Raw genomic sequence first — 18,225 nt, 5'->3', positions numbered from 1 at the left:
GAGGTAGTTGTCATGGTTGAGCAAAATCTAGTCTGTTACCGTACATTTCATTTAGATAAACCTTGGACGCTGAAGGCTTATGAAAGCATTGGCGGCTATAGTGTATGGCGAAGAATTCTGGCTGAAAAAATACCTCCTCAGCAGATCATTGAAGAATTAAAAACATCGGCTTTACGTGGAAGAGGCGGCGCAGGATTTCCTACAGGACTCAAATGGAGTTTCATGAACCGCAATGCCCCGGTGCAAAAGTACGTCGTGTGCAATTCAGATGAAGGCGAGCCAGGTACCTGCAAAGACCGTGAAATTCTTAGCAGAAATCCACATCAGCTCATTGAAGGCATGGCTATTGCTGGTTATGTCATGGGTGCAACGGTTGGTTATAACTACATTCGAGGCGAGTTCTGGCTGCCATTTGAACGTACTGACCATGCCTTGCATGAAGCCTATGAGGCTGGTTTACTCGGTAAAAATATATTGAATAGCGGTGTGGATTTTGACCTTTATAATCACCTGGGGGCAGGAGCCTATATCTGTGGTGAGGAAACGGCATTATTAAACTCACTTGAAGGTAAGAAGGGCATGCCTCGCTTCAAGCCGCCATTTCCAGCGAACTACGGCTTATATGGAAAGCCAACAACAATTAATAACACAGAAACCTTTGCGTCTGTACCAGTAATCCTGGAGAAAGGCGGCGAATGGTTTTTAAAGCTTGGTAAACCAAATAATGGCGGTACCAAATGCTTTAGCGTTAGCGGTCATGTTAATCGTCCTGGAAATTTTGAAATCCCTTTGGGAACTCCTTTTAAAACCCTGCTTGAGCTGGCCGGTGGAGTTACCCAGAACCGAAAAATTAAAGCGGTAATTCCTGGTGGAACCTCGATGAAGGTATTGCCAGGAGATGTAATGATGGAACTTGATATGGACTACGACAGTATTCAGAAAGCAGGTTCAGGCCTGGGATCTGGTGCTGTGATTGTTATGGATGAAACAACCTGTATGGTCGATGCGCTTTACCGCATTTCCGAATTTTATATGGATGAATCCTGTGGCCAGTGTACTCCTTGCCGCGAAGGTACAGGTTGGCTCGTAAGACTCATTCATCGCATACGCCACGGGCATGGAGAGCCTGGTGATATTGAAAAACTGGCTAATGTTGCTGACAAAATTGAAGGACGTACTATTTGTGCTCTTGGAGAGGCAGCGGCATGGCCTGTTCAAAGTTTTGTTAAACATTTTTATCATGAGTTTGATTATTTCATTAAGCACAAACGCTCGATCGTCGCAGCATAATTGAGAAGGTTTAGACAATGGCAACCATTGAAATTGACGGAAAAACCCTTGAAGCCGATAACGGCAAGATGATTATTGAAGTTGCGGATGAAGCCGGTATTTATATTCCGAGATTCTGCTACCATAAAAAATTATCTGTCGCTGCCAATTGCAGAATGTGCCTTGTAGAAGTAGAGAATGGGCGAAAACCAGTTCCCGCTTGCGCAACGCCTATTACTAATGGAATGAAGGTATTTACCAAATCAGAAGAAGCGGTACGTTCTCAGCAGGCGGTGATGGAATTTTTATTAATTAACCATCCCCTTGATTGTCCTATCTGCGATCAGGGCGGTGAGTGCGAATTACAAGATATATCCATGGGATTCGGTCATGACTCATCAGAATACACAGAAGAAAAACGCTCGGTAGATGACGACAACCTGGGGCCGCTTATATCAACAGAAATGACACGTTGTATACATTGCACACGCTGTGTACGTTTTGGCGAGGAAGTGGCGGGCCTTCGCGAACTGGGCGCAACCGGGCGCGGCGAAAAAACTCAGATAGGCACCTACATTCAGCATAGTATCACTTCAGAAGTTTCCGGAAATGTTATCGATTTGTGTCCTGTCGGCGCCTTAACATCCAAGCCCTATCGATTTACAGCGCGCCCCTGGGAAATGGATCAATATGAAAGCATTGCCCCTCACGATTGCCTGGGTTCCAATGTTTATGTGCATGTTCGACGCAATGAGATTATGCGTGCTGTACCCAGAGAGAATGAAAGCATTAACGAGACCTGGCTTTCTGACAGAGACCGCTATAGCTATCTCGGCTTAAAAAGCCCTAACCGGCTGGCGCAGCCCTTGATCAAGCGTAATGGACAATGGGAAGAAACAGATTGGGAAACGGCACTGAAGTTTGCTGCTGAAGGCATTAGCAAACTCATTAAGCAGCATGGCCCTGAGCAATTTGCAGCATTTTCATCGCCATCTAATACTCTTGAAGAGTTATATTTACTGCAAAAACTAATGAGAGAGTTGGGTGTAAACAATCTGGACTATCGTTTGCAGCAGTCGGATTTTCGTGATCAGCATCATTTACCTGCTGTAAAAGCCAATAGTATGAGCTACCAGGAAATTGAGAATGCTCAGCACATTCTGCTGGTAGGATGTAATATTGACCGGGAAATTCCATTGGCTGGTCTGCGTGTTCGCAAAGCATTCCGTAACAACGCGAATATCTATGCGATAAACGCAGTAGATTATGAATACCGATTTGATCTGACTGCCAGAAGTATTGTGTCGCCCCAGGAAATACCAATGCAATTGGCCAAGCTGGTTAAGCTGATGATTGGTGACAGACCCAATTTATCTCAGGAAATTGAGCGCCTTATTTTAGGATTGGAACCAGAAGAGAACTTAAGACAAATTGCGAATGGCTTAGCTGAAGGGAACTCGGTTATTCTTCTGGGTGCTATTAGCGAAAATCATCCTGAAGCCAGTCTGATAAGAACATTAGTGCATCTGCTTGAAACAAATACCTCTATAAGAGTAATTTGGTTTTCAACTGGTGCGAATGCCGCAGGTGCCCGACTCGCAGGAATGTTGCCTGACAGGACGGTTGCAGGGAAACGAGTAGAGCCTGCGGGTTTAGATGTCCATTTAGCGCTCGAACACAAATTAAAAGGCTATCTCTTGCATGCTGTTGAGCCAGGCTTTGATTTTGCCAATCCATACAGAGCAAGACAGTCTATGCTTGCTGCCGAGTTTGTAGTGATGCTATCTGCATTTGATAACGAATCGATGAGAGATTACTGCAATGTAATTCTGCCAGTAGCCCCCTATGCAGAAACCTCTGGTACATATATTAATGTGGACCATAAATGGCAGACAGTACAGGGTGCCTATGCTCCATTTGGTGAAGCACGACCTGCCTGGAAGGTTCTGCGGGTATTAGCTAATCTGCTGCATTGTAAAGAATTTAATTATACTTCTTCTGAAGAGGTGATTAATGAAATTCGGCATTTGACTGCAATGATGCCCCAGGAAGAGTACCGTCCTTATTATCCAGAGTCATTACCAGTCGCCGATCATCATTTGACACGTGTGGGTGAATGGCCGCTGTATAGAAATGATCAGATTGTCAGGAATGCTGAGGCTTTGCAATTGTGTGCAGCTGCCGAGTCTGCTTGTATAAGGATTAATCCGATAACAGCCAATCGATTGAAATTAGATGAGTTTGCTACTGTTTCTCAAGATGATATTGAGATAACATTGCCGCTTAAACGCGATGAGAGAGTAGCACCCGATGTAGTATGGGTAGCAAATGCAATGCCAGAGACAGTTGATCTTGGTCATTCATTTGCTGCAATCACTATTAAGCGCTAAACAGGTATAAAAATGCTTCATGATATAGGCATATTGCTGTGGATTGTTATTAAAATCCTGATTATTGTTGTTCCACTTTTAATTGCTGTTGCATATTTAACATATGCCGAACGCAAGGTAATTGGTTATATACAAATCCGTGTAGGGCCGAATCGAGTTGGTTTTAAAGGCTTGCTTCAGCCCTTTGCTGATTTAATCAAATTAATAACCAAAGAAATTATCGTACCAACCAAGTCAAATAAATATTTATTTGTGATTGCCCCCTTGTTTGCATTGGTGCCTGCACTGGCTGGATGGGCTGTAATTCCTTTTTCGGAAGGTGTCGTTCTCGCCAATATCAATGCAGGAGTGCTTTATCTCTTTGCAATGAGCTCACTCGGAGTGTACGGGGTTCTGATAGCAGGATGGGCATCTAATTCAAAATACGCTATGTTTGGTGCATTGCGCAGTACCGCACAAACGGTTTCCTATGAGATCGCGATGGGTTTTGCTCTGGTTGGTGTTTTGCTGGCATCAGGCAGTATGAATATCACGGAAATTGTAAATTCTCAGCAAGGAGGTATTTACCATTGGTGGTTTATACCTTTATTACCACTGTTCCTTGTTTTCTGGATTTCCGGTATTGCTGAAACTAACCGCGCGCCATTTGATTTGGCAGAAGGCGAATCTGAAATTGTCGCTGGTTTCCATGTGGAATACTCCGGTATTGGCTTTGCTTTATTCTTTCTGTCTGAATACGCCAGTATGATTCTTATTTCCACGGCAATTACATTATTTTTTCTGGGCGGTTGGCTTTCACCTTTTGAAGGGCTTCCTGTTCTTGAAGATATCTTCTTAATTGTTCCTGGTTTCGTATGGCTGCTTCTGAAAATTTCGTTTTTCCTTTTTGTTTATCTGTGGGTCAGAGCAACCTTTCCTCGATATCGCTATGATCAGCTGATGCGATTGGGTTGGAAGGTTTTGATTCCAGTAACAATAGTGTGGGTGATGGTTACCGCGTTTATGGTTGTAGCCCAAGTTAAACCCTGGTTTTAATTGTGCAGAGCAAGCTAATGAAAAAAGCATATCAATATTTAAAACATTATATTCGCAGTTTCCTGCTTTTAGAGTTGCTTTCCGGCTTAAAGCTGACAGGTAAATATTTTTTCAAAAAGAAATTTACAGTGCAGTTCCCTGAAGAAGTTACTCCCATTTCGCCGAGATTTCGCGGTATGTTAGCGCTAAGACGCTACCCAAATGGTGAAGAACGTTGCATTGCATGCAAATTATGTGAGGCAGTTTGTCCTGCGTCGGCAATCACTATTGAATCAGAACCAAGAGAGGACGGATCCAGACGTACTACTCGTTATGATATTGACGCGTTCAAATGTATTTACTGTGGTTTGTGCGAGGAGTCCTGTCCTGTTGATTCTATTGTCTTGACGCCGATTCAACACTGGCATGTTGCGGAGCGCGGGCAAAATATTTTGACTAAAGAAAAACTGCTGGCAGTAGGCGACTTGATGGAAAAGCGCCTGGCTGCTGATCGTGAACAAGACAAAGATTATCGATAACGAGGCGCTTCATGCATAACTTAATAGTACCAGTTATTTTCTATGTGTTTGCTGCAATCGCGGTTTTATCCGCGCTGATGGTTATTACCCAGAACAATCCTGTGCGCTGTGTCTTGTTCCTGGTGGTAACTTTCTTTGCCAGCTCAATTTTATGGATCCTCCTTTCTGCAGAGTTTCTGGCTTTGATTCTGGTGTTAGTCTACGTTGGCGCAGTTATGACCTTATTTTTATTCGTCGTGATGATGCTTAACATCGACATTGAATCAATGCGCTCGCACTTTATCCGTTATATGCCTTTCGGCCTAATTATTGTTGCATTGCTGGTTGGCTTGCTTTTGGTTGCAGTTCCTGAAAACTGGTATAAAAACGCTGTTGAGCAAACACCAGCAGCCGCAAGTAGTTCCAGTACCACGTACAGCGACGGCGAGGATACGCCTAAAGCCCCCGCCAAACCTTCAAATACTGAAGAGATTGGAATGGCTCTGTTTACTGATTATGTATTTGCTTTTGAAATTGCTGCTGCCTTGTTATTAGTAGCTATTATTTCTGCGATTACCCTTGCGCACCGAGGTGCGGTTCGTTCAAAACGGCAGGATATAACGCGGCAAATCATGACTAGAAAGCAGGATCGCTTAAGTATTGTCTCTATGAAAACAGAAAAATAACCGGGAATTGTCCACATGGTACCAATTAATCATTACCTCATTCTAAGTGCAATTCTATTTGGACTTAGTCTTGTAGGAATCATGCTGAATCGAAAAAACGTTATTCTATTGCTGGTATGCATTGAGTTAATGTTGTTGGCAGTAAATACAAATTTCATCGCCTTTTCACATTACTATGGTGGAATTGCTGGCCAGGTATTCGTATTTTTTATTCTTACTGTTGCTGCTGCGGAGGCTGCAATTGGTTTGGCGATCGTGATGTTACTCTACCGCAACAGAGGAAACATTGATGTTGACAAGATGAATCATTTAAAAGGTTAAAAATTGTGAATATTATTCAGCTAAGTCTAATAATTGTTCTGGCGCCATTGGTGGGATGCCTCGTGGCTGGTTTGTTTCGCAATCAGATTGGCCGAATTGGGGCGCACACTGTCACTATAGCCGGTGTGGGTATTTCATTTGTATTGTCTGTTATCGTTGCGACTCAGATTTTTAGTGGAACAGCAGAAATACAGAATCTGAATTTATATACATGGGCAAGCGGTGGGGTATTATTTCCCTATTCATTTCATATTGGATTCTTAATAGATCCGCTGACATCGGTCATGCTGGTTGTAGTCACATTTGTCTCTTTACTGGTTCATATCTACTCCATCGGTTACATGGCAGATGATGATGGTTATCAGCGCTTTTTCAGTTACATTTCATTGTTCACATTTATGATGCTGATGCTGGTTACCAGTAATAATTTCCTGCAGCTCTTCTTTGGATGGGAGGGCGTTGGTCTTGTTTCCTATTTATTAATTGGATTCTGGTATCAAAAAGAATCAGCGATTGAAGGTAGCCTGAAAGCATTTCTGGTCAACAGGGTCGGGGATTTTGGCTTCGTTCTGGGAATTGGCCTGATTTTAGCTTATACTGGCTCGCTGGACTATGAAACGATTTTTGCAAGCGTAAAAGCACTATCCTCACAAACCATGCAGCTTTATACCGGTCATGACTGGTCCGTATTAACAATTATTTGTTTACTGTTATTTGTGGGTGCAATGGGTAAGTCAGCACAGGTACCTTTACATGTCTGGTTACCGGAATCAATGGAAGGTCCGACGCCGATTTCTGCATTAATCCATGCGGCTACGATGGTTACCGCTGGTGTATTTATGATTGCGCGTATTTCACCATTAATTGAATATTCAACTACTGCGCTGACAGTGGTTTTGGTGATTGGTGCGACAGGCGCTTTATTCACCGGTATTCTCGCTATCGTAATGAATGACATCAAGCGAGTGGTCGCTTATTCAACTCTGTCACAATTAGGCTATATGATGGTAGCAATGGGAGCTTCATCTTATAGTGCAGGGATGTTTCACTTGCTTACACACGCCTGTTTTAAAGCCTTGCTTTTCCTTGGCGCAGGATCCGTGATTATCGCCATGCACCATGAACAGGACATGCGTAAAATGGGTGGCTTGTGGAAAAAAATGCCAATCACCTATGTAACATTTGTTATTGGCAGCCTGGCATTATGTGCTATTCCTCCTTTTGCAGGTTTTTACTCCAAAGATACTATTATTGAAGCAGCCAAACTTTCTGAAATTCCCGGGAGTGGATATGCGTATTTCTGTGTAAGCCTCGGTGCCATGGTGACTGCTTTATATACCTTCCGCTCCTTGTTTATGACATTTCATGGCAAACCGCGCATGGATAAACACACTGAAGAGCATTTGCACGAGTCTCCCTGGGTTGTCTGGTTGCCTCTGGTGATTCTGGCGATTCCCTCTGTCATTATTGGTTATATTCTTTATATGCCCATGCTGTTTGATAGCCCCACATTATTATCTCGTTCGCTGTTCATATTACCTGAACATAATGTAATGGCTGAACTTGCAAAAGAAGTTCACTCTCCCTTGCTAAGTGCTTTGGAGGCGCCAATGACCTTGACGTTCTGGCTGACAGTTGCGGGGATTGTGATCGCCTGGATTTGCTATATTGCCTTGCCTTCAATCCCGGGAAAAATTGCTCATACATTCAAGTGGCTTTATAAACTGCTGCTGAACAAATATGGCTTTGATGCCTTCAATGATCTGGTTATTGTCCGCGGTACAAAAGCTTTGGGTCGGTTGTTTTATAATACTGGCGATCAAAAGCTCATTGATGGATTAATCGTCAATGGAACTGGTCAGACAGTTCGCTGGTTTGCTCAGAAGGGACGTGCATTCCAAAGTGGTTACCTTTACCATTATGCTGCAGTTATGGTACTGGGTCTTTTTATTTTCTTATGCTGGCTGCTATTAGGCTAATTATAAGGTGAAGGTATGTATCATTTGCTGAATTTATTGATCTGGTTGCCAATTGTTGGCGGTGTTTTTGTATTCCTCACTGGTGATGACAAAAACCCAAACACAGCCCGGTATTTGTCATTATTTACCGTACTGCTGACGTTATTAATGTGCATCCCTCTGATGAGCGGGTTTGATCCAAATACATACAGTATGCAGTATGTAGAAGAAATTATCTGGCTGCCGGCTTTAGGCATTAATTATACTTTGGGTGTTGATGGTTTATCGATACTGCTAATTGTATTAAGTGTTTTCACTAATCTAATAGTTATTCTTGCGACCTGGGAAAGCATACATAAGCGTGTTGCCCAATACATGTCAGCCTTTCTGATAATGCAGGGCTTGCTCGTTGGAGTATTCTCCGCAACCGATGCCATTGTCTTCTATATTTTCTGGGAAGCGACATTAATACCGATGTATCTAATTATTGGTATCTGGGGATCGGATAATCGTGTTTATGCTGCCATTAAGTTTTTCCTCTATACATTCCTTGGTTCAGTGTTAATGCTGGCCTCATTCTTGTATATGGGATATACAGTTGGTTCTTTCAAAATTGAAACTTTCTATGCGATTCGATTGGGAATGACAGCTCAGACCCTGATTTTTATAGCGTTTTTTCTGGGTTTTGCTATCAAGATACCCATGTTCCCGGTTCATACCTGGTTGCCTGATGCTCATACAGAAGCACCGGCTGGTGGTTCAATAGTCCTGGCCGCTATATTACTGAAGCTCGGAGCTTACGGATTCATTCGCTTTGCATTACCGATTGTTCCAGACGCCTGCAGACATTATGCGCCATTGATGATTGGATTGTCTTTAGTAGCCGTGGTCTATGTAGGTCTGGTTGCGATTATTCAAAAAGACATGAAACGCCTGATTGCTTATTCATCAATCTCTCACATGGGCTTTGTCACATTAGGATGCTTTACAATATTCACTATCGCTGAGCGATCTGGCTTAAGCAACGCAGGGCTTGTGCTTGAAGGCGCCATTGTTGTAATGATTTCCCATGCATTTATATCAAGCGGCATGTTCGCTGGTGTTGGATTTATCTATGATCGAATGCATACCCGTAAAGTGAGTGATTTTGGAGGTATCGTAAATACCATGCCCGTCTTTGCATCCTTTTTTATGCTGTTTGCCATGGCTAACGCCGGCTTACCAGGTACTTCCGGTTTCGTAGGCGAGTTCATGGTTATTCTTGGCAGCATTAAAGCCGGGTTTTGGATTGCATTTTGGGCTGCTACTACACTGATTATCGGGGCTGCATATACGTTATGGATGTATAAACGCGTCATTTTCGGCAAAATTGCCAATGAAAAAGTAGCTGCTTTGAAAGATTTATCTGTTTATGAGACCAGTGCCTATGTATTGTTGGCATTAATGGTTATCCTTATGGGAGTCTATCCAAAGCCAGTTCTTGATTACGTTCATCAGTCCGTCAGTTATACATTGGCTCAGGCTGACAAATCAAAATTATAAAAAATGCAAGGTTAATAAACATGATGTCTTTACTTGATAATCTACATGTCGCCATACCGGAAATAATACTCCTGATAACAGCTTGTCTGGCTTTGTTGGGTGATCTTTTCTTCAGGGAAAAAGTTAAAAACCTGGCTTATGGCATTAGCCTGGCGGGTATGTTACTGGCTGGAGTAGTCTGCTATCTGCTTCTGGGTAATTTTAAAATTATCGTGCTCGGCGGCCTTTTTATCTGTGATGATGTTTCCCAGTTAATGAAATTATTCATTCTGCTTAGCGTGTTTCTTGCTTTTATCTATTCAGAAAAGTATCTGGATGAACGTCAGATGCCCTCGGGTGATTACTACGTGCTGGGTCTTTTCTCCACTTTAGGAATGATGATCCTGGTTTCCGCTCATTCGCTGCTGACGGTTTATCTTGGACTTGAACTGTTGTCATTACCGCTTTATGCAATGACCGCTATAAGACGCACAAACAGCGATGCTTCAGAAGCTGCCATGAAATATTTCGTCATGGGTGCTATTGCTTCTGGTATGCTGCTTTATGGCATGTCCCTCGTCTATGGAGCAACCGGTAAACTCGATTTACTGGACATTGCCAATGCAATTGCTGCGAACTGGCAGGAGCAGGGCAGCTTGCTGACCTTCGCATTAGTCTTTATTGTTGCCGGCTTTGCCTTTAAGCTTGCTGCAGTGCCATTTCACATGTGGGCACCCGATGTATATCAGGGGGCGCCAACTTCTGTAACTTTATTTATCAGTACTGCGCCCAAAATAGCGGCAATTGGGATGACTTTCCGATTGCTTACGCTTGGACTAGTTGATTTAGCGGCTGATTGGCAGCAACTATTAATTGTTATTACTTTACTCTCTACTGGTATTGGCAATCTGCTGGCAATCGTTCAAACCAATTTTAAACGGCTGCTGGCTTATTCTGCAATATCACATGCCGGCTATGCCTTATTTGGTATTTTGGCTGGTAACGCGGCTGGTTATTCCGCTGCCTTATTTTATGTCCTCATGTATTCAATCATGACAGTAGCTGCGTTTGGTATCATTCTTCTGCTCTCACGCAGTGGTGTAGAGATTGAACAAATCAGCGATCTGAGAGGCCTTAATAAACGAAACCCCTGGATGGCGTTTATGATGCTGATCGTCATGTTTTCAATGGCGGGTGTACCTCCAACAGTGGGCTTCTTCACCAAACTGCTGGTACTCAAGGCGCTGGTTGATGTCCACCTTACCTGGGTTGCTGTTTTCGGTCTGATTTTTGCTGTGATTGGTGCCTATTACTATATTCGTGTGGTTAAAGTAATGTACTTTGATGAAATGGAAGATAGTGCTCCTATCAGACTATCAGGACCTACAACACTACTTTATTCACTCAATTGCCTGTCTTTACTTGCGCTTGGCTTGTTTCCAACAGGCTTATTAACCGCCTGCGTTAACGCGTTTTCCAGTTAGTTAGTTCTCTCAGGGCTGGGTTATGTTGCTCAGCCTGCTGTTACCAATCAACAGCTAAGCATAATAAATATTCGATACAGTAAATCCGGAATAAATTGTATCTTCCAAATACATGTATTGGTTTTAGTCAAAAAACCCTTGATTAACCATATAAAACACAACAATATCAATAAATCGACGAGATTATAAGAAAATGCTTGCAGAGTTAATAAATGCTGCGTATACTTGGTTCTGTTGATGCGGGGTGGAGCAGCCTGGTAGCTCGTCGGGCTCATAACCCGAAGGTCGTAGGTTCAAATCCTGCCCCCGCTACCACTACTAAAAGCCCCATTTATGGGGTTTTTTATTATGTAAAAAACGGATCTCATTTATCGGCAACCCTCTGAATTGCTTTCAGGAGCGAAAGGGAATGTCAAAATCATTGATGGATGAGTAATTGGAGTATAGGAGATATATTCTTTTGGAACTAAATGCTCCGACGCCAATAAACACTCTTTGAAACCGAGAGGTGTACTGTTTCCTGCAATCATATTCTGAACAAAGGTTGAAACCTTCAAATCGCCATAGCGCTGGTATAAATTCAGATGACTGAACAAGCATAGGAAAAAAGTAATTCCTGAACAGCAAATGATTAAGCAAAATTGAAGTTATCGATGATTAAAAATGACATAGAAAATTTGTTATATCCAATAGTGACCGCACTAGGTTACCAGCTATGGGCTTGTGAATATTTACCTCAGGGCAAACATTCCCTGTTAAGAGTCTATATAGACAGACCCGAAGGAATTGGCCTTGGGGATTGTGAAATAGTCAGCAAACAGATCAGTGCATTGCTTGATGTCGAGGATCCGATTCCCGGGAATTATAGCCTTGAGATTTCTTCACCGGGCATACCGCGTCCACTCTTTTATAGAGAGCATTATTTAATGTATGTTGGACAGGAAATTCAACTGAAGCTTAGAAGAGCAATACACGGCCAACGAAAAAAATTGAAAGGGAGCATTGAAAGCGTTCAGGAAAACTCTTTGGTACTAAATGTTGAAAACGAACATCTGGAAATACTATTTTCCGACATTATAAAAGCTAATTTGACAGGCGAGTGAGGCAGGCATGAGTAAAGAATTGTTATTAGTAGCAGAGGCATTGTCCAATGAAAAAGGGGTGACAAAAGATGTCGTTTTGTTAGCCATTCAGGCAGCTCTTGAATCAGCCACTCGAAAATTGTCAGGGCATGACATGGGCGTGCGCGTTAAGCTTGACCCTAAAACAGGCGAATATGAGACCTACCGCTATTGGGAGGTTGTTGCGGATGACGAGATTATAAATCCAGCAGCTGAAATAACCCTGTCAGCAGCCCGTGAGCGTTCACCCGCCATTGAGATCGGTGAAAAAATTGAAGAGCCGATGCCTTCTATTGAGTTCGGACGTATTGCTGCTCAAACGGCGCGGCAGGTCATCATGCAAAAAGTCCGGGAAGCTGAGCGGCAACAAATTGTCGAACAGTTTCGAGCCAAACAGGGGCAGCTGGTTTATGGAACCGTTAAAAAAGTAACCAGAGACAATATTATTATTGACCTGGGCGGCAAAGCAGAAGCGTTTATGCCACGTCAGGAAATGCTTCCTAATGAAATGTTCAGACCCAACGACAGAGTTCGCGCATACCTCTATGAAATCACACCGCAATCACGTGGTCCTCAATTATTTGTCAGCCGCATTCGTAATGAAATGCTGATTGAATTATTCCGTATCGAAGTGCCTGAAATTGGTGAGAATGTTATCGAAGTGAAGGCTGCTGCCCGAGAACCTGGAATTCGTGCTAAAATTGCAGTAAAAACTAACGATGGGCGTATTGATCCTGTAGGGGCCTGTGTTGGTATGAGAGGGGCTCGCGTCCAGGCCGTATCTAGCGAATTGGGCGGCGAGCGCGTTGATATTATTTTATGGGATGATAATCCGGCGCAATTAGTTATCAATGCAATGGCTCCTGCCGATATTACCTCCATCATTGTAGATGAAGACAGTCATACGATGGATTTGGCTGTTCAGAAAGAGCAGTTATCACAGGCAATTGGGCGCAATGGTCAGAACGTAAGGCTAGCCAGCCAATTAACCGGTTGGACATTGAACGTGATGACAGTCGATGACTTTAATGCAAAAACACAGGAAGAATCATCTAAAATAGTAAACCTGTTTACTTCTGCACTGGATATTGACGAAGAAATTGCAGCTCTGCTTGTCGCCAATGGTTTCTCTTCTCTTGAAGAGATTGCTTACGTGCCCAAAGAAGAGCTAATGGGAATTGAAGAGTTTGATGAAGAAATTGTTGATGAATTGCGAAATCGAGCGAATGACACATTACTTGCTCAAGCACTTTCTTCAGGCCAGGATTTAGAGAGTGAAAATGATAATTCCTTACTTGAAATGGAAGGAATGACTGCTGAGATTGCAGATGCCCTCAACAAAAAAGGGATTGTCACCATGGACGATTTGGCAGAGCAATCTGTTGATGAGCTTCTGGAAATAGAAGGTATGACCGAGAAAAAGGCAGCTGCCTTAATAATGAAAGCACGTGAACCCTGGTTTAGCTAAATTAAGCACATCTGGGGCAAAACAGGTTAAGTGTCTGCAGGACGCTTGACCAATGTTACGAAATGATATTTAGAACAAAGCAATTTGATTGAAGTTGCCAAAAGAGGATCATAAATATGGCGGATGTAACGGTTATACAATTAGCTCAGGTCGTGGGTATCCCGGTTGAGAGCCTGTTAAACCAGTTGCAGGAAGCGGGGCTATCGTTTACTGATGGTACTCAAACTGTAAATGAAGATCAGAAGCGGATTTTACTCAATCACTTGAAAACCAGTAGTCGTGGCGAGCTGCGGGCGAGTCCCGAGCGGATTACGCTCAAAAGAAAAAGTCTCACCAAAGTCACTGTGGGGCATGATATTCACAGTGGAAAAACTGTCAATGTTGAATTTAGAAAAAAACACATTTATGTGAAGCGCTCAGCTCTGGAGCAGGAACCTGAAGTCGAAGTAGAGACCACCACTGCGTTGATGGAACCTGTAGAGCATGAGGTAGAGGTTATAGAACCTCCGGTTGCTTTGGAAGAGGCGGTTGAGTCTGTCAGCAGCGAAGAATCCCCAATTTCTGCTGAAGTGGCAGAGACCGATGAATCCGGAATAGTTTCTGAAATCCAGGATGTGAAAGAAGCCGTTACTCCGAATATTGAGGAAGCGGCCAGCATTGTTGCCGAAACTCCTGCTGCCGAGCCAGTCCAAAAACCCTTTACTCCAAGAACTACCGATGAGAAATCGGAAAAGGCACCTAAAAAACGCCATATGGATAAAGAGGAAATGGAAGCCGATAAAAGCGATTACAAGCGAGGTAAAAAGAAGCCTAAATACCAGCAGATGTCTGAGCGTGATGATGACGACGCCGGTGTCCGTTTCAAACGTGGCAAATCGAAAAAACGAAAACCAAATGAAAAATCTGATAAATACCGGGAGGCTGAAGAAGCATTAACCCACGGATTTGCTATGCCTACTGCACCGGTTGTCAGGGAAGTTGCTATTCCTGAAACAATTACTGTGGGTGAGCTGGCCAAGCGAATGTCAGTAAAAGTTGCCGAAGTTATTAAAGTCATGATGGGACTTGGCGCAATGGCGACTATCAACCAGGTTATTGATCAGGATACAGCACTGATTGTAGTCGAGGAAATGGGACATAAAGCCCATCTGCTGAAAGAGGATGCGATTGAGCAAAATCTTGGTGATGCCCTCTCTAAAGGAAGCCATAGTGTTGAGCGTGCACCGGTAGTAACCATCATGGGGCACGTAGATCATGGAAAAACATCGCTGCTGGATTATATTCGCCGTACCAAAGTTGCAGCGGGTGAAGCAGGGGGTATTACACAGCATATCGGTGCATACCACGTGGCTACAGAGAAAGGTGAGATTACTTTTCTTGACACACCAGGTCATGCGGCGTTTACAGCCATGCGGGCACGCGGTGCACAGGTTACTGATATCGTTGTGTTGATTGTCGCAGCGGATGACGGTGTTAAACCACAGACTATTGAAGCGGTACAGCATGCGAAAGCGGCCAGTGTACCTATCATTGTCGCAGTAAATAAAATGGATAAGCCTGATGCAGATCCTGATCGGGTTATGAATGAGTTATCTGCTTATGATGTAATCCCTGAAGCATGGGGCGGCGATAACATGTTTGTGCAGATTTCAGCAAAAGCAGGGACAGGCGTCGATGAATTACTCGATGCAATTCTACTGCAGTCCGAGGTACTTGAATTGACTGCACCAACTGATGGTGCTGCCAAAGGGGTAGTAATTGAATCCCGTCTCGATAAAGGCCGTGGTCCTGTAGCTACTGTCCTCGTCCAGAGCGGTACCCTCCATAAAGGCGATATTTTACTGGCAGGTTTCCAATATGGCCGGGTAAGAGCGTTAGTTAGCGATAATGGGTCATTGGTTGACACTGCCGGACCTTCAATTCCTGTGGAAGTCTTGGGTTTATCGGCCATACCTCATGCAGGGGATGAAGCTGTCGTTGTACCGGATGAGAAGCGAGCACGTGAAGTTGCCTTGTTCCGTCAGGGTAAATTCCGTGATGTGAAACTGGCAAGACGCCAAAAATCGTCTCTTGAAGGCATTTTTGAAAATATGACGACCACTGAAGCGAAAGTACTTAACGTGGTGCTTAAAGCAGATGTTCAAGGTTCTGTCGAAGCAATCGCTGATGCGCTGGTCAAACTTTCAACTGATGAAGTAAAAGTAGAGATTATTGCGAATGGTGTTGGGGGGATCACTGAATCAGATGTTCATTTGGCGATAGCTTCCAGTGCGATCCTGATTGGTTTTAACGTTCGTGCGGATACTGGTGCCAAACGCCTTGCCGAGCAGGAGGGTGTATCCTTGAATTATTACAGTGTTATTTATGACATTGTAGATCAGGTGAAGGGTGCATTAACGGGTATGTTAGCGCCACAGTTTAAAGAAGAAATTGTAGGTATTGCAGAAGTTCGCGACGTATTCCGCTCTCCCAAGTTAGGCGCAATTGCTGGTTGTATGGTCATCGAAGGTACGGTGAAACGTAATAATCCAATACGTGTGCTGCGCAATAATGTGGTTATTTATGAAGGTACTCTCGAATCGCTACGCCGCTTTAAAGACGATGTCCTGGAAGTACGTCAAGGATTTGAGTGCGGTATTGGGGTTAAAAACTATAATGACGTTAAACCCGGTGATTTGATTGAAGTTTTTGAAACGATTGAGATAAAACGAGATTTATGAGTAATTTTAAACGAGTAGATCGGGTTGCGGAAATGCTGCAACGGGAACTGTCACAATTGATACAGCAGGAAATTAAAGATCCTCGACTGCCTTCTTTTGTGACAATCTCGGCTGTAAAAGTATCTCCTGATTTGAGCCATGCAAAAGTATATTTCACGGTGCTGAATCATGATGTTAAAATGACAGCCGGGATCCTGAACGCTGCTTCAAGTTATTTAAGAACCGCTTTGGCACGTTCTGTAAAGTTGCGCATAGCTCCTCAATTGCATTTTATCTATGATGAATCCATTGAGTATGGCCGTCGTTTGAGTAAGCTGATTGATGATGTTAACCCCGCGGAGCCTGATGAAGACGCGTGATTCCCTGGCAATTAATGGTATTTTGCTGTTGAACAAACCACAGGGATTGTCTTCTAATGCAGTATTACAAAAAGCTAAACGATTGCTTAATGCCACTAAGGCAGGTCATACTGGTAGTCTTGATCCTCTGGCTACTGGTATGCTGCCTTTATGTTTTGGCGAGGCAACCAAGGTTTGCCAATATTTACTGGACGCCGATAAAACTTACCAGGCGACGGGCCGTTTAGGTATCAAAACCGACAGTGGTGATTCAACCGGAACTATCGTGGCTCAGGTTTCAGATTTACCTGCGATTAGCGAATCCGTGCTGCATTCAGTCGTCCAGGAATTTACCGGGGCTATTGAGCAGACTCCATCGATGTATTCTGCCCTTAAACATCAGGGTAAGCCGCTGTATAAGTATGCGCGTGAAGGTAAGACCCTCGAGCGAAAAAAACGGATTATTAATATCTATCATATTGAATTAATGAGCTTTGATGGCCAGGATTTCGCTATTGAAGTCAGTTGCAGTAAAGGAACCTATATTCGCTCTCTCATTGAGGATATTGGCGAGAGGCTCGGCGTTTATGCGCATATGACGCAATTGCATCGACTGCATACTGCAGGATTTAAGCATGAGCCGATGTATACATTTGAGCAGTTGTCCGTACAAGATGACTTGCAAAAACTTCTATTACCTATGGATAATGCGATTTCGCATTTGCCTGCGGTTGAGTTAGAAGATAACCAGTTGCAAAGCTTACGGCAGGGTAAAATAATCCAATTAACAGACGATGTGCTTCCAGGCCTGCTGCGTCTTTATAATCAAAGCAGTTTTTCCGGCATTGGTGAAATCAATGAGAATGGAGACTTACTGGTCAGACGGTTGCTGTCGTTTTAATGATGGGCTGGAGTTGCAGTCGGATTGATTCGCTTCAGAAAAATCTAGTGGAAATTTTGCAAAAAGAGTTGTTTTTGAATAACTTTTTGACTAAAGTATAGCAATGCATTATCCAATACTTGTTTATTTGTTGTGGTCTTGGTAAAATGCTCGCCTTTAATACCACACACTTAGCTTATATCCAGGAGTGAACAATGTCGCTAAGCAGCGAACAAAAAGTAGAAATCATCAACCAGTTCAAGCGAGCTGACAATGACACCGGATCTCCCGAGGTTCAAGTCTCCCTTATTACTGGACGTATCAAATATTTAACTGAACACTTCAAAGTGAACCGTAAAGATTTCCATTCAAAACGTGGTTTGCAGGCTTTAGTTAACAAAAGAAGAAAGCTTCTCAAATATTTAAAAGATAATGACTCAGGTCGCTATCAAACACTAATTCAGAGTTTGGGATTAAGAGATTCTTATTGATTCAGGATTTCATTTAATGCCAGAAGCTCTTGACATATTTGACTAA

15 protein-coding genes and 1 tRNA gene are annotated in these 18,225 nt (G+C 43.3%); all 16 read left to right on the top strand.

The window, feature by feature from the left end; genetic code table 11:
* Window positions 1–12 precede the first annotated feature (12 nt).
* The 16 genes from nuoF to rpsO all read left to right on the top strand — a co-directional run bounded on the left by nuoF (window position 13) and on the right by rpsO (window position 18,179).
* Window positions 13–1,290, top strand: a complete 1,278-nt coding sequence (nuoF, locus tag B1207_RS07185) for an NADH-quinone oxidoreductase subunit NuoF (RefSeq protein WP_058507237.1) — start codon at window positions 13–15, stop codon at window positions 1,288–1,290.
* Window positions 1,291–1,307: 17 nt separating this feature from the next.
* Entirely contained in the window at window positions 1,308–3,659 is a 2,352-nt protein-coding gene (gene nuoG / locus B1207_RS07180) for an NADH-quinone oxidoreductase subunit NuoG (RefSeq protein WP_112219322.1), read from the top strand.
* A gap of 12 nt (window positions 3,660–3,671) precedes the next feature.
* The gene (gene nuoH, locus B1207_RS07175; RefSeq protein ID WP_112219321.1) at window positions 3,672–4,694 is read left to right on the top strand and encodes an NADH-quinone oxidoreductase subunit NuoH; all 1,023 of its coding nucleotides are present in this window, start codon (window positions 3,672–3,674) and stop codon (window positions 4,692–4,694) included.
* A gap of 17 nt (window positions 4,695–4,711) precedes the next feature.
* Entirely contained in the window at window positions 4,712–5,212 is a 501-nt protein-coding gene (nuoI, locus tag B1207_RS07170; RefSeq protein ID WP_058507240.1) for an NADH-quinone oxidoreductase subunit NuoI, read from the top strand.
* A gap of 11 nt (window positions 5,213–5,223) precedes the next feature.
* Complete coding sequence (locus B1207_RS07165) at window positions 5,224–5,877, top strand: NADH-quinone oxidoreductase subunit J (protein ID WP_112219320.1); 654 nt, start codon at window positions 5,224–5,226, stop codon at window positions 5,875–5,877.
* A gap of 15 nt (window positions 5,878–5,892) precedes the next feature.
* Window positions 5,893–6,198 carry an NADH-quinone oxidoreductase subunit NuoK gene (gene nuoK, locus B1207_RS07160; RefSeq protein ID WP_058507242.1) on the top strand — a complete coding sequence of 102 codons (306 nt, stop codon included), beginning with the start codon at window positions 5,893–5,895 and terminating at the stop codon, window positions 6,196–6,198.
* Window positions 6,199–6,203: 5 nt separating this feature from the next.
* Window positions 6,204–8,177 carry an NADH-quinone oxidoreductase subunit L gene (gene nuoL, locus B1207_RS07155; RefSeq protein WP_112219319.1) on the top strand — a complete coding sequence of 658 codons (1,974 nt, stop codon included), beginning with the start codon at window positions 6,204–6,206 and terminating at the stop codon, window positions 8,175–8,177.
* A 15-nt stretch (window positions 8,178–8,192) separates the two neighbouring features.
* The gene (locus tag B1207_RS07150) at window positions 8,193–9,698 is read left to right on the top strand and encodes an NADH-quinone oxidoreductase subunit M (protein ID WP_112219318.1); all 1,506 of its coding nucleotides are present in this window, start codon (window positions 8,193–8,195) and stop codon (window positions 9,696–9,698) included.
* Window positions 9,699–9,718: 20 nt separating this feature from the next.
* A complete protein-coding gene (gene nuoN, locus B1207_RS07145; protein ID WP_112219317.1) occupies window positions 9,719–11,161 on the top strand; it encodes an NADH-quinone oxidoreductase subunit NuoN in 1,443 nt (480 codons plus the stop codon).
* Between the two features lie 238 nt (window positions 11,162–11,399).
* Window positions 11,400–11,476 (top strand) — tRNA-Met (locus tag B1207_RS07135).
* A gap of 338 nt (window positions 11,477–11,814) precedes the next feature.
* Window positions 11,815–12,264 (top strand): ribosome maturation factor RimP, encoded by a 450-nt coding sequence (gene rimP / locus B1207_RS07125; protein WP_112219314.1) that lies wholly within the window; start codon window positions 11,815–11,817, stop codon window positions 12,262–12,264.
* 7 nt (window positions 12,265–12,271) lie between these two features.
* Window positions 12,272–13,750 (top strand): transcription termination factor NusA, encoded by a 1,479-nt coding sequence (nusA, locus tag B1207_RS07120; RefSeq protein ID WP_112219313.1) that lies wholly within the window; start codon window positions 12,272–12,274, stop codon window positions 13,748–13,750.
* A gap of 116 nt (window positions 13,751–13,866) precedes the next feature.
* On the top strand, window positions 13,867–16,470 hold the full coding sequence (gene infB / locus B1207_RS07115; RefSeq protein WP_112219312.1) for a translation initiation factor IF-2: 2,604 nt from the start codon (window positions 13,867–13,869) through the stop codon (window positions 16,468–16,470).
* On the top strand, window positions 16,467–16,829 hold the full coding sequence (gene rbfA / locus B1207_RS07110) for a 30S ribosome-binding factor RbfA (RefSeq protein ID WP_112219311.1): 363 nt from the start codon (window positions 16,467–16,469) through the stop codon (window positions 16,827–16,829). The genes infB and rbfA overlap by 4 nt, the downstream gene beginning before the upstream one ends.
* Window positions 16,816–17,709, top strand: coding sequence for a tRNA pseudouridine(55) synthase TruB (gene truB, locus B1207_RS07105; RefSeq protein WP_112219310.1), 894 nt, complete (start codon window positions 16,816–16,818; stop codon window positions 17,707–17,709). Before rbfA ends, truB begins: the two co-directional genes overlap by 14 nt.
* Window positions 17,710–17,903: 194 nt before the next feature.
* The gene (rpsO, locus tag B1207_RS07100; protein ID WP_058507252.1) at window positions 17,904–18,179 is read left to right on the top strand and encodes a 30S ribosomal protein S15; all 276 of its coding nucleotides are present in this window, start codon (window positions 17,904–17,906) and stop codon (window positions 18,177–18,179) included.
* The last annotated feature ends 46 nt before the right edge of the window (window positions 18,180–18,225 follow it).

This window comes from Legionella quinlivanii (assembly GCF_003265995.1).
Taxonomy (GTDB): Bacteria; Pseudomonadota; Gammaproteobacteria; order Legionellales; family Legionellaceae; genus Legionella_C; species Legionella_C quinlivanii_A.
The sequence above is the reverse complement of the archived record's forward strand: the minus strand, read 5'-3'. Positions and strand labels throughout refer to the sequence as shown.